Source organism: Spirosoma sp. 48-14 (genome assembly GCF_001898575.1).
Classification (GTDB): domain Bacteria; phylum Bacteroidota; class Bacteroidia; order Cytophagales; family Spirosomataceae; genus Spirosoma.
Genome location: NZ_MKUD01000072.1, coordinates 174442 through 187377, shown reverse-complemented (window position 1 = coordinate 187377; position 12936 = coordinate 174442). Strand labels below are relative to the sequence as shown.

Annotated in this window: 12 protein-coding genes; 9 read left to right on the top strand and 3 right to left on the bottom strand. The window is 49.5% G+C overall.

Annotated features, from left to right (window positions below; all coding sequences use genetic code 11):
- The first annotated feature begins 58 nt into the window (after positions 1–58).
- Both BGO59_RS31020 and BGO59_RS31015 read left to right on the top strand, forming a co-directional pair.
- Positions 59–322 carry a hypothetical protein gene (locus BGO59_RS31020; protein WP_293690734.1) on the top strand — a complete coding sequence of 88 codons (264 nt, stop codon included), beginning with the start codon at positions 59–61 and terminating at the stop codon, positions 320–322.
- A gap of 57 nt (positions 323–379) precedes the next feature.
- Complete coding sequence (locus tag BGO59_RS31015; protein ID WP_293690732.1) at positions 380–853, top strand: Hsp20/alpha crystallin family protein; 474 nt, start codon at positions 380–382, stop codon at positions 851–853.
- 77 nt (positions 854–930) lie between these two features.
- Here BGO59_RS31015 and BGO59_RS31010 read toward each other — a convergent pair whose 3' ends face one another.
- Together BGO59_RS31010 and BGO59_RS31005 are read right to left on the bottom strand one after the other, a co-directional pair.
- Entirely contained in the window at positions 931–1392 is a 462-nt protein-coding gene (locus BGO59_RS31010; protein ID WP_293690730.1) for a CHRD domain-containing protein, read from the bottom strand.
- Positions 1393–1562: 170 nt separating this feature from the next.
- Entirely contained in the window at positions 1563–1901 is a 339-nt protein-coding gene (locus BGO59_RS31005) for a CHRD domain-containing protein (protein ID WP_365982002.1), read from the bottom strand.
- Here BGO59_RS31005 and BGO59_RS31000 point away from each other — a divergent pair.
- The 3 genes from BGO59_RS31000 to BGO59_RS30990 all read left to right on the top strand — a co-directional run bounded on the left by BGO59_RS31000 (position 1837) and on the right by BGO59_RS30990 (position 5840).
- The gene (locus BGO59_RS31000; RefSeq protein WP_293690858.1) at positions 1837–2040 is read left to right on the top strand and encodes a hypothetical protein; all 204 of its coding nucleotides are present in this window, start codon (positions 1837–1839) and stop codon (positions 2038–2040) included. The genes BGO59_RS31005 and BGO59_RS31000 overlap by 65 nt on opposite strands.
- 242 nt (positions 2041–2282) lie before the next feature.
- Positions 2283–4550: an aconitate hydratase gene (locus tag BGO59_RS30995; RefSeq protein WP_293690728.1), complete on the top strand. Its 2268-nt coding sequence runs from the start codon at positions 2283–2285 to the stop codon at positions 4548–4550.
- Between the two features lie 171 nt (positions 4551–4721).
- Positions 4722–5840, top strand: coding sequence for an alpha-hydroxy acid oxidase (locus tag BGO59_RS30990; RefSeq protein ID WP_293690726.1), 1119 nt, complete (start codon positions 4722–4724; stop codon positions 5838–5840).
- Between the two features lie 12 nt (positions 5841–5852).
- Here BGO59_RS30990 and BGO59_RS30985 read toward each other — a convergent pair whose 3' ends face one another.
- Positions 5853–6389, bottom strand: a complete 537-nt coding sequence (locus BGO59_RS30985) for a GNAT family N-acetyltransferase (protein ID WP_293690724.1) — start codon at positions 6387–6389, stop codon at positions 5853–5855.
- A gap of 134 nt (positions 6390–6523) precedes the next feature.
- Here BGO59_RS30985 and BGO59_RS30980 point away from each other — a divergent pair, with 134 nt between their 5' ends.
- The 4 genes from BGO59_RS30980 (at position 6524) to BGO59_RS30965 (ending at position 12878) form a co-directional block, all read left to right on the top strand.
- Positions 6524–6925 carry a hypothetical protein gene (locus tag BGO59_RS30980; protein WP_293690722.1) on the top strand — a complete coding sequence of 134 codons (402 nt, stop codon included), beginning with the start codon at positions 6524–6526 and terminating at the stop codon, positions 6923–6925.
- Positions 6926–7086: 161 nt separating this feature from the next.
- Positions 7087–8226 carry an efflux RND transporter periplasmic adaptor subunit gene (locus BGO59_RS30975; RefSeq protein ID WP_293690720.1) on the top strand — a complete coding sequence of 380 codons (1140 nt, stop codon included), beginning with the start codon at positions 7087–7089 and terminating at the stop codon, positions 8224–8226.
- Between the two features lie 13 nt (positions 8227–8239).
- Positions 8240–11434 (top strand): efflux RND transporter permease subunit, encoded by a 3195-nt coding sequence (locus BGO59_RS30970; RefSeq protein ID WP_293690719.1) that lies wholly within the window; start codon positions 8240–8242, stop codon positions 11432–11434.
- Entirely contained in the window at positions 11364–12878 is a 1515-nt protein-coding gene (locus tag BGO59_RS30965; RefSeq protein WP_293690717.1) for an efflux transporter outer membrane subunit, read from the top strand. The genes BGO59_RS30970 and BGO59_RS30965 overlap by 71 nt, the downstream gene beginning before the upstream one ends.
- Positions 12879–12936: the final 58 nt, after the last annotated feature.

Genomic DNA, 12936 nt, shown 5'->3' with positions numbered 1-12936 from the left:
TGGTAATTACCCGATCTACTTCTGAACTGGACTTTTGAACCATTAAATCATAAACAACATGAACATTATCTGGAGAATAGCCGGTGTTGCACTGGCTGTCGGGTTAGCTTTGTTTCTACTGACCCTCATTTTAAAAGTCCTGCTGGTAGGGGCTGGTCTGTTTCTGGTAGCACGATTCGTCGGGCCTCGTTTGGCGGGACGGGCATTTGGGCCACTGGAGCGGGGACGTTGGCAGTCGGCGAACGTTATTTCAATCGACGATCCGGCTTATCGGTCACGCGCAATCTATCCAACTTATAGCCGGGTTATTCCAATTGGCTAAATCATAGCCGTTAACAACAATTGCAAAATCAGTAAACACAAATAAACACAAACAACCATGTATAACAAACAAGCATTCGAAGCAGGACATAAAGGAAATTGTGGCCATTGGGGTGGATTTGGACGCGGCCGATTTGGCGGTCCCTGGGGACGCGGTAAGGCTGGCGGCTTCTGGGGAGGGCGTCACGGTGGCTGGTTCCAGCAGGTACCCGTCAATATCGAAGAAACGGATACCGATTACACCATCTCTCTGTTCGCTCCGGCTCTCGTGAAAGAGCATATTAAGCTAGCGATAAAGAATGATGTATTGACTATTTCGTACGAAGGAACTGAATCGCCCGAGTCAGCTGAGACACAGACTAAGTACACGTATCAGGAATATGGGCATCGTTCGTTTGAGCGGTCGTTTCAACTGAACAATAAAGTGCTTACAGAAACTATCTCCGCTGTGTATACCGATGGGGTTTTGAAAGTGGTTTTACCCAAAAACCCTGAAACCAACCAGCCTGCCCAAACCATTTCGGTAGCGTAAATGGTAAAAGTTTTTGATGTAAAAAAGGCCAGTCCTGCAAAAGCAGACTGGCCTTTTTTACATCTGTAGTTAATGAGTTATTTCTTCTTGATGTCTCCGCGAATTTCTCCACCCGGATATTGGGCTGTATGCAGATTAGCATAGTAAAACCCATTCTTCAGGCTATCGACCCGGTTCTGGTTAGCTAACTGAAAAGTACCTGTAATGGGAGAAACCAGGCTGGTGAACGGGATTTCAACCCCTCCAGTCAAAGCGGTGGTATTGGTGACACGATGCAGGTGTCCAGCGGTCAATGATGCCGTAAAGGGACCCGTATAAGTCACGGTGTAGCTCAGAACACGAGTGGTTTCATCCACAACGCCGGTAAATGTACCAGAAGCGGCTGACGATGTTGAGTTTGGTTTTTCACTGGCTCCGTTCAGGGTAGCCGTCAAGGTTGTTTTGGTCGATGTGATCGTTGGGTTCTCGTCGTTCCCACAGGCAATTAAGCCAAAGGCAAGAACGGACGCAACTACGAGCGTAATGTTTGCAAGTTTCATAGGAGTTAGTAGCTAATCATCAGCAGAAAAGGGGTCCGCTATCCGATATACGATTGGTGAGTTAATGTACTTTTAATGCGCAATATAGGGGTATTCTCTATTCGTCAAAGCAAAAAAATCAGGTAAATAGAGCTAATGGTTTTCTGCACTGAACCTATAGGGATAAATACTTATTTAGTCCGTATCTCGCCACGGATTTCACCAGCGGGGTACTGGGCCGTATGCAGGTTGGCGTAGTATTGCCCATGTTTTAGTCGGTAAATCTGGAGTGGGGTCAGGGCCGACGTACTGCCAGTAATAGGAGAGGTTAGACTTGGAAACGGAATATCGATTGGGCCAGTGCCATCTGTTCGGGTTGTATCGATTCGATGTAGATGACCCATGGTTGGGGTCAGACCCTCATACACAACGGTGTAGCTCAAAACGCTCGTGCTTTCATCCAGAATGGCCCTAAAAGAACCAGTTGCTTTGGAGCTTGTCGCTGTTGGTTTTTCGTTTGTCCCATTCAAAACCGCTGTGAAGGTTGTGGGTAATATTGGGTTTTCATTCTCGTCAGTACAGGCAACAAAAGAAAAACCTAATCCTAAAAAGATGCTGGCAAGGGTAATTGCTTTAAACTTCATTCAATATAACCGAAAGATGAAATAGGCCGCCAATATATGAGAAAGTGGTTATTCGTTGGCGATGGTCTGGCGAAATAACGAGGGAAGGGCCAGAGTTGGTGAATTTTTAGAGCCTTCCTGGCGTGTTGTACGCGGTAATACAAAGTAATATTTCCAAAACGTGCCAGAATCTTCTAATTTTGGCACGCTAACCGGAATCCATTTTGTGAATTCGTTGGTTGTCTTTGTAGAACAGCTTTTATCAGTAACCTGTTATCCTCATTTGCTATGGCTTTTGATTTAGACATGATTCAGCGTGTGTATGCCAACCTTGGCGAACGCGTCGAAGCAGCCCGGCAGGCAGTGGGCAAACCGCTGACTCTGTCGGAAAAGATTTTATACAGTCACCTCTTTGCCGGTACGCCTACGCAAGCGTATGAGCGGGGAAAAGCCTACGTGGATTTTGCGCCCGACCGCGTAGCCATGCAGGACGCAACGGCCCAGATGGCCCTGTTGCAGTTTATGCAGGCAGGTCGGCCGAAGGTAGCAGTTCCTTCAACGGTTCACTGCGATCACCTGATTCAGGCTGAAGTAGGAGCAGAGAAGGACCTCGATATTGCCAAAAGCAAAAACAAAGAAGTATACGACTTCCTGTCATCCATCTCGAACAAATACGGCATTGGTTTCTGGAAACCAGGGGCTGGTATTATTCACCAGGTTGTCATTGAGAACTACGCATTCCCCGGTGGTATGATGATCGGTACCGACTCGCACACCCCAAATGCGGGTGGTCTGGGTATGATCGCCATTGGTGTGGGTGGTGCTGATGCCTGCGACGTTATGGCGGGCCTGGCCTGGGAATTGAAAATGCCGAAACTGATCGGTGTAAAACTAACCGGCAAACTGAGTGGCTGGGCATCGGCTAAAGACGTTATTCTTCGGGTAGCTGGTATCCTGACCGTAAAGGGGGGGACAGGCTGCATTGTTGAGTACTTTGGCGAAGGTGCAGAGAGCCTGTCGGCTACGGGTAAAGGGACTATCTGTAACATGGGTGCTGAAATCGGTGCGACCACGTCGATCTTCGCCTATGACGAGAAGATGGGTAATTATCTGAAAGCCACCAGCCGTGCCGAAATCGCTGAAGCTGCTGATGCGGTTAAACAACACCTGCGTTCGGATGATGAAGTATATGCCGATCCAGCAGCGTATTACGATCAACTGATCGAAATCAACCTGTCGGAACTGGAACCCCATATCAACGGACCCTTTACGCCTGATCTGGCGTGGCCGCTGTCGAACTTTGCCAAAGCGGTAAAAGAAAACAACTGGCCTGCCAAACTGGAAGTAGGTCTGATTGGCTCATGCACCAACTCCAGCTACGAAGACATGACCCGTTCGGCGTCGGTAGCAGCTCAGGCAACGGCCAAGAATCTGAAAACCAAAGCGGAGTTTACCGTTACGCCTGGTTCTGAACTGGTGCGCTTTACGGCCGAACGCGATGGTCTGCTGAATACCTTTGAAGAAATTGGCGGTGTGGTTATGGCCAATGCCTGTGGACCTTGTATCGGGCAGTGGGCACGCCACATGGACGATCCGACCCGCAAAAACTCGATCATTACCTCGTTCAACCGAAACTTCGCTAAACGGAACGACGGTAACGCGGGCACACACGCCTTTGTTGCCTCGCCTGAAATCGTGACGGCTTTCGCTATCGCTGGTGACCTGACGTTCAATCCAATGACTGATACGCTGACCAACGAAGCGGGCGAGCAGGTGAAACTGGATGAGCCTGCCGGTATCGAACAGCCTCTGAAAGGGTATGCTGTAGACGATGCTGGTTATCAGGCTCCGGCTGAAGATGGATCGAGTGTACAGGTTATTGTTAGCCCAACGTCCGACCGTCTGCAACTGCTGGCTCCGTTCTCTGCCTGGGAAGGCACCGACATCAAAGGGCTGAAACTGCTGATCAAGGCGAAAGGCAAGTGTACGACCGACCATATTTCGATGGCTGGACCGTGGCTGAAATACCGGGGGCACCTCGACAACATCTCGAACAACATGCTGATCGGGGCCGTGAACTACTTCAACGAGAAGACCAACTCGGTTAAGAATCAGTTGACGGGTGAGTATGGTGAAGTTCCCGCCGTACAACGGGCTTATAAAGCCGCTGGTATCGGATCGATTGTCGTTGGTGATGAAAACTATGGTGAAGGATCGTCACGCGAACATGCGGCTATGGAGCCACGCTTCCTGGGCGTTCGGGCTATTCTGGTCCGTTCGTTTGCCCGGATTCACGAAACGAACCTGAAAAAGCAGGGTATGCTGGCACTAACTTTCGCTAACCCCGCCGACTATGACAAGATTCAGGAAGATGATGTGATCGACATCGAAGGGCTGACTGAGTTTGCACCAGGTCGCCCGCTTGAAATTATATTGCATCACGCAGATGGAACTACCGACGAATTTGCGGTAAACCATACGTATAATGAAGGGCAAATCGAGTGGTTCAAGGCGGGTGCTGCCCTGAACATCATTCGGATGAAGCAAAACGCGTAACAACTACGCGGGTTTCCAACCGGCCAGCTACCTTTCGGAAGCTGGCCGGTTTTTTTATGCGCAGAAAAACTGTTTTGCGGATGTATCTTAGAATTTAAGCTGTTTAGGCTTTGGATAGGAAAGAGATTCAAGTCCTGAGTTTCGACGTCAGTGAAAACCGAAAGTACATCAATGAATACCCTGGCAAGTGACCCGAATCAGCCTTCAAGGGATCAATCCGCATCACTCAGTACATCTGCCGATTTCCCGATCAGCGAAATCGTTGATTTGTCGGGTATGGTTAATCTATTCGATTTTGAGAAAAAAGCCGAAGCGAAAATGACCCGGTTGGCGTATGAATATGTAGCCAGTGGGGCTGCCGATGAACTAACGCTTCGCTGGAATCGACAAGCGTTTGATACCCTTAAGCTCAATCCGACGGTGCTGCCCGACATAACCCAGCCCGATACCCGGATTACCTTATTGGGCGATGAACTAGCCTATCCGATTCTGATAGCCCCTACGGCTTACCACCGGATCATGCACCTCGAAGGCGAACTGGCTACAGCACGGGGGGCAGGTATGGCGGCTGCTACGTATGTAGTGAGTTCGTTCACAACCACACCACTCGAAGCCATTGCCGAAGTGGCTACACAGCCTTTATGGTTTCAACTGTATGTTCGTGATGATCGGGAGTTTACGAAAGACCTTGTGCAAAAAGCTGAAGCATTAGGGTGTCGGGCACTTTGTGTGACGGTAGATACACCCGTTGGCGGTGTTCGTAATCGCGAGCAACGAATCAACTTTGGTTTACCCCCTGGTATTCATGCCCCGTATATGCTTGCCCCCGGTCCGCAGAAAAAGCCCCTAACCTGGAACGATATTACCTGGTTGGCATCGGTGGTGAATATTCCGGTACTAGCGAAGGGTATCTTAAATGCGGAGGATGCCGAACGGGCCATTCAGGCTGGGGTTGCAGGTATTGTAGTGTCGAATCATGGTGGCCGGAATCTGGATACAGTACCTGCTACGATCGAAGTACTGCCCTCGATAGCCGAACGTGTTGCTGGACGAGTTCCCATTTTACTCGATGGAGGCATACGCAGGGGAACCGATGTGCTTAAAGCCATTGCCCTGGGGGCCAATGCTGTACTGCTTGGGAAGCCCGTTTGTTATGGATTAGCTTGTGGCGGGGCCGATGGCGTTGCTAAAGTGATGTCAATTCTTAGGGAAGAATTGGAACTAGCGATGATTCTGACAGGAAGAGGGACCATTGCCCAAATCGACCGTTCGGTCTTGTGGAATCGGTAACGATTCATACGTTCAGTTATCGCCATAAAATCGTTCGTAAACCCGCTCTTTGATTAGTTGGCTAAGCCGATCGTATGTTGCCGAGTCAGGAATGGCAGGAATGGACATCAGCCGCATAGGAACCGGCGCTTTGTCGGGTTGGTAAGGGGGTTGAATATAGTCGAAAGGATTCAGCGTAAACCCTTGCCGTTCGTAAAATTTAATGCGCCTGTGACTAGTTTCATCGACTGGGCGCTCAACTTCCAGCAGACAGTATTGAAAAGGGAGTTTGAGCAACTGAGCCAGTGCCTGTTGCCCAAACTGTTTGCCGCGCTCAGTAGGGTCAATGGCAAAATGCTCTACAAACACGATCTCATCCCATTGCCAGTACAGGATAAAACCAACTAGATTGTTGTCGCTGATTAAAGCGCACAGCTGCATATCCGGGTAGGAGAGAAGGCGAATTAATTCTGAAAAATCGCGTCGTTCGTCAATGGGAAAGGCTTCCTCATACCAGGCCTGGATCGGAATGAGGTAGGGATGATAGGACGTAATAGGTAAAAAGATCATAATCGAATTAACGTATTTTAATCTAAATTTAATCTATCATGGATTCCATTATCTTTATCCAAGTTTCGTAACTATCTGATAAAAAAATAGTTGAGTTTCTAGTTTCGCCAGATTACATTTGGTTCATAAACGATATGAAGAAACGATACTATAACTTTTTGGTATACCGCTTGCTTTGCCTCCTGATCGCGTTGACTGTGCTTAATGTAAGCATCGACGTTCAGAGTACGCTTTTGCGATCGGAGCAGACCACTGTCGACCATAAAGAATTGTCGGTTAATCAAATCGAAAGTATCGGAGAGTTTATATTGGAAGAATGTTTGGGAATGCAGGATGCGATTCCTGAGCACGACGGTCCCGATGAGTCAGAGTTGACCGAACCCGAGCAAGACTACGACTTTGCCCCATTCTTTGTTTTCGCGCCTAAACGATTACCTGTTCAGTATCTGCTGTCGGGCAATATAGCGTTTCGGCCTGAGTTTGTTTCCACGTGTGTGCTGGAAATTCAGGCTCCACCCCCACAGCCTGTAGCCTAAACTCCGCAACCAGTTGTGTGCTGGTTCTTACAACAGGGTATTTAACTGGTCAGTCATCAGTTGATGGCTTTGCCCATTTCTTAATGCATCATCAGGATACTCATTGTCCAGGCTATTGGTATATACCGTTGGCTGGAATCACTATATAGCTCTATGAAGCCATGAAAAAGAGAATTCAATTACCTGCCATATTGGTGAGTATGTGCCTGGCTGGCTGTGCAGGTCAGGACTCACAAACCGAGACAACCGAAAAACTTACGTTGCCTGTCGTTCAACTGGCCCGGCAGTCAACTACACTCCAGCGGGACTACGTAACTACCCTCGAAGCCGTTCGAAATGTCGAAATACGCGCCAGAGTGTCCGGTTTTCTTGAAAAAATTTATGTCGATGAGGGGCAGTCGGTTCATCAGGGGCAGTTGCTGTTTAGCCTGAATGCTGCCGAATACAAAGTCGGATTGGATAAAGCAAAGGCTTCGCTGAAAAGTGCGGAAGCCAGTGCCAAAACGGCCGAAGTTGAAGTGACCCGGGTTAAGCTATTGGTTGAGAAGAAAATCGTTTCACCTTCCGAGCTGGATCTGGCCAAAGCCAAACTCGACGTGGCAAAAGCACAGATTGAAGAGGCCCAGTCAGCCCTGTCGACAGCCTCCTTGCGGTTAGCTCATGCCAGCATACGGGCCCCTTTCGACGGGGTAATCAACCGAATTCCGTTCAAAATAGGTAGTCTGATTGAAGAAGGGGCTCTGCTGACCACCGTTTCTGACATCCGGGAAGTGTTTGCCTATTTCGATGTATCGGAAAAAGAATACCTGGGTTTCCTGAAAAAGCACCGTGAACTGACCGGGAAAAATGGACAGGAAGTTGAGATGATGCTGGCCGACGAAACTCCTTATCCACATAAAGGACGAATTGAAACCATGGAAAGTGTCTTTGAAGAAGAATCGGGGACCATTGCGTTCCGGGCCCGATTTCCTAATCCGCAAAAGCTGCTGAAGCATGGATCGTCCGGTAAAATCCGCCTTCCCAATATTGTCGGAGATGCTTTGTTAGTGCCGCAGAAAGCCGTATTCGAAGTGCAGGATAAGAACTTCGTGTATGTGGTGGATAAAACAAATAAAGTGAAATCAAGGAGTTTCGTACCCCAGGCGCGGGTCGGACTGAACTACATCGTTCGATCGGGCCTGGCACCGGGCGAACGGGTTGTATATGAGGGGATTCAGAACATTCGCGATGGCGATCAGATCATCCCGGAGGCTGTAGAAGCCGATAGCGCATCTGCCCCTGCTACACTTGCTCAACAATGAAATAGACACCCTCATGTTTGATTTGTTTATAAAACGCCCGCTGCTGTCGGCCGTTATCTCGGTGTTGATTACGCTGCTGGGGATATTAGCCTTACGACAATTGCCCGTTACGCAGTTTCCAGATATAGTACCTCCTTCGGTTACCGTAACGGCTAAATATACCGGAGCCAATGCCGAAGTAGCGACCAAAGCCGTAGCGATGCCACTTGAACGGGCGATCAATGGCGTGCCCGGCATGGTGTATATGAACTCCGTATCGGGAAACGACGGGAGTACCATTATTCAGGTCTTTTTCAACGTAGGCACCGACCCTGATCTGGCGGCTATGGGCGTCCAGAACCGCGTCACGACCGTGATGGATGAGTTACCCGAAGAAGTTATCAAGGCTGGGGTTTCGACCGAAAAAGAGGTGAATAGTATGTTGCTGTACCTCAATATCTTCAGTGAAGATCCAACGGTCGATGAAAAGTTCATCTACAATTTTGCTGACATCAACGTACTGGCCGAACTGAAGCGGATCGATGGAGTTGGGTTTGTCGATATTATGGGTTCGCGGGAATATTCGATGCGCGTATGGCTCCGACCTGACCGAATGACAGCCTACAGCATTTCGCCCGATGAAGTAATCACGGCCATTCGCCAGCAAAACGTCGAGGCTGCACCGGGTAAAGCTGGTGAAAGTGCCGACCGTGCTCCGCAGATGCTCCAATATGTGTTGCGCTACAGCGGTAAGTTTTTCGATCCGAAACAATACGAAAACCTCGTTTTGCGGGCTGAACATGACGGACAGATTCTGCGGCTAAAAGATGTGGCCGACATCGAATTTGGTTCGCTGGATTACGATATGCTTTCGAAAACGGATGGTCGCCCGTCGGCTTCGATCATGATCAAGCAACGGCCCGGCTCAAATGCCCGTGAGGTGATCAACAATATCAAAACACGCATGGCTGAGTTGAAAGAAACCAGTTTTTCGTCGGGCATGACCTACAACTTTGCGTACGACGTATCGCGGTTTCTGGATGCATCGATTCACGAGGTGATTCGAACGTTAATTGAGGCCTTCATATTGGTATTTCTGGTTGTATTCCTGTTTTTGCAGGACTGGCGGTCCACCCTGATCTGTGCGTTGGCGGTGCCGGTGGCTTTGATAGGCTCCTTTGCGTTTATGAGTAGCATCGGATTTTCCATCAATCTGCTCACACTGTTTGCCTTGGTACTGGCCATCGGAATTGTAGTTGATAATGCTATTGTGGTGGTGGAGGCTGTTCATGCCAAAATGAGTGAAGATCATTTGGAACCGCGTGAGGCTACGTTTGCAGCCATGAAGGAGATTAGCGGGGCATTGGTGGCTATTACACTGGTCATGTCGGCCGTTTTTATCCCAGTGGCGTTTATGTCGGGTCCGGTTGGTATTTTCTACCGGCAGTTTTCGTTAACCCTGGCTATTGCTATCGTGATTTCCGGCGTCAACGCTGTTACGCTGACGCCCGCTTTGTGCGCGTTGCTGCTTCGCTCATCGCATGACCATACCCCTACAGGTATGCTGGGACGCTTTTTTGCCTGGTTCAATCGTGGTTTTGAAGCGCTCACCGGCCGCTATCAACGCGTGCTGAAACGGCTAGCCAGCCGGGGAATGATAACGGTGGGTATGCTGGCATTGTTTGCGGGTGGCACCTGGGGCGTTAGCTCGATTTTACCAGCTGGCTTCATTCCTACGGAAGATCAGGGGATGATTTATATCAATGTAACCACACCCGTTGGGGCTACCCTTAAACGTACGGAAGCCGTTCTGGACAAAATCCAGGAGATGGCCTCAAAAATGGAAGCTGTCGAAAATGTTTCGACACTGGCCGGGTATAGCCTGATGACCGATGGGGTAGGAGCTTCGTATGGAATGGGTATGATCAACCTCAAAGACTGGGGTAGCCGCAAACAATCGCTCGACGAGGTGATTGCGGAATTGGAAGAGAAAACAAAGCGGGTACAGGATGCCAGTATCCAGTTTTTTCCACCGCCAACTGTGCCTGGATTCGGGAACTCAAGCGGTTTTGAACTGCGGATGCTGGATCGGACGGGAACAGGCGATCTGCAAAAAACTAAAAAGGTGGCCGATGCTTTTGTCCAATCCTTGAAAAAACGCCCCGAAATCGGAAATGCCTTTACCAGTTTCGACCCCAGCTTTCCGCAATATCTGTTGCAGGTCGATCAGGACAAAGCAGCCCAGAAAGGCGTTTCGATTGATAATGCCATGAGTACCCTCCAAACCTTGTTGGGGAGCTACTATGCGTCTAATTTCATTCGGTTTGGGCAGATGTATAAAGTAATGGTACAAGCCTCCCCCGAATACCGCGCCAAACCAGAGGATGTGCTGAACCTGCGGGTGAAAAACAACATAGGCGAAATGGTGCCTTATTCTAATTTCGTTCGACTCGAACGGGTGTATGGGCCGGAACAGATTACTCGGTATAACATGTATATGTCGGCCCTGCTAAATGGCGATGCTGCACCGGGTTATAGTAGTGGCGATGCCCTGCGGGCGGTTCAGGAAGTAGCCGATAAGGAACTACCACGCGGCTATTCGTTCGCCTGGTCGGGAATGTCGCGCGAAGAAGTTTTGTCGGGCGATCAGGCTATTTTTATTTTCCTGATATGCCTTGTCTTTGTGTATCTGCTGCTGGTAGCCCAGTATGAAAGCCTGTTCCTGCCATTATCGGTTCTGTTGTCGCTGCCAGCGGGCATATTTGGGTCATTTTTGTGTTTGCAACTAGCTGGTTTGCAGAATAATATCTATGCGCAGGTGTCGCTCGTGATGCTGATTGGATTGCTGGGTAAAAACGCTATCCTGATTGTTGAGTTTGCCAATCAACGGCAAAAGGAAGGGCTCCCGATTCTAAGTGCAGCCATAGAGGGTGCCGTCACCCGTCTCCGTCCGATCCTGATGACTTCACTGGCGTTTATCGCCGGGCTGATTCCGCTTTGTATCGCATCGGGTGCCGGAGCACTGGGCAACCGTTCCATTGGGACCGCAGCGGCTGGTGGTATGGCTATCGGAACGGTATTCGGACTCATACTTGTACCCGGCCTGTATGTATTGTTTGCCATGATTGCCCAGAAGTTTGGAACGGCACAATCAACGAATGGAAAAAACAAACCTACCGTCAAATCCACAAAAACGAATTCGAATGGGGCCGTTCTTCAAGAGTCATAATACCACCTGTTTTCTAGTAAGTTTGGTTCTGGCGGGTTACCTGAGTGGTTGTAAAATAGTCCATAACCCAGCACCGATACCACACGTGGCGGTGCCACAAGTCTATAGTGATCGTAGCAGTAGCACTCAGGTGGATTCGACTAATATAGGCAAACGCTCTCCACAGGAGTTGTTTAACGATCCTAATTTAGTGGCATTGATCGATACGGCTCTGTCCCGAAACCTTGATCTGAAAATTGCCCGTCAACGTATCGAAGCTGCTCAGGCTACGTATCGGATAAGTCAGGGTGCCTTAATGCCCCGAGTCGATGCCGTGGCTACGGCGTCGGTCGATCGGTACGGACGGTACACACTCAACGGGGTTGGTAATTACGATACCAATTTATCGGGCAATGTAAGCGGCTCCAGTTTGATTCCGAATCCAACACCCGATTATTTTGTGGGCCTCCGCAGTTCATGGGAGGTGGATCTTTGGGGAAAACTGCGTAACCGACGACGGGCAGCCTTCACGCGCATACTGGCGTCGGAAGAAGGGAGAAACCTGATCGTGACTAGCCTAATCGCTGATGTAGCCCGATTGTATTACACGCTATTAGCCCTGGATGCCGAACTGGAAATCATTGGCGATAATGTTGAACTGCAACAGAAAGCCGTTGAATTAGTCGAAGTTCAGAAAGCAGCCGGTCGGGTGACAGAGTTAGCCGTCCAGCAGTTCAAAGCCCAGTTGCTCAATACCAGGGCGCTGGAAGGGCGGGTGTTGCAGGATATTGTCGAAACCGAGAATCAACTGAACAGACTCTTAGGCAGATATCCTCAACCAATAACGAGGGGGGCATCCATTGAAAAACAATCGGTGCCAACAGCAATTTCGGCTGGAATACCGGCTCAGTTGATCCGTCGACGGCCTGATATTCGCCAGGCCGAACGCGAACTCGAAGCGGCAAATGTCGATGTGGCTGTAGCGCAGGCTGAGTTTTTACCCTCGCTAAATCTGACGCCTTATCTGGGGTTCAATGCCTTTCGTCCAGGTGTTCTGTTAAATCCACAATCGCTGGCCCTGGGCATATTTGGTGGGCTGGCGGTACCTGTTCTGAACCGTCGGCAATTGCAGGGTAACTTAGCGCTGACGACGGCTCAGAGCCGGGAGGCTTATCTGGCTTACCAACGAACGATTATCAACGGCGTATCGGAGGTAGTAACAGGTCTGAAAGGGTTGGAAAACTACCGGAATGTTGCCAGCCTACAGCGTCAGGAAGTGGCCGTACTGCGTCAGGCGACGGCTACCTCCAACGAACTGTTCGCGAATGGGTATGCGACTTATCTTGAAGTTATTACGGCTCAGCGAAACGTCTTTGAAGCACAACTTGCCCTGGTCACAACCAAGCGGGCTCAGTTTCTGGCTTTAGTGGATTTGTACCGTGCGCTAGGCGGAGGAACGAAATGAGACGTATGATATAGGATGTATAATGTATGGCCTGAAATACATCATACATTAGACATTC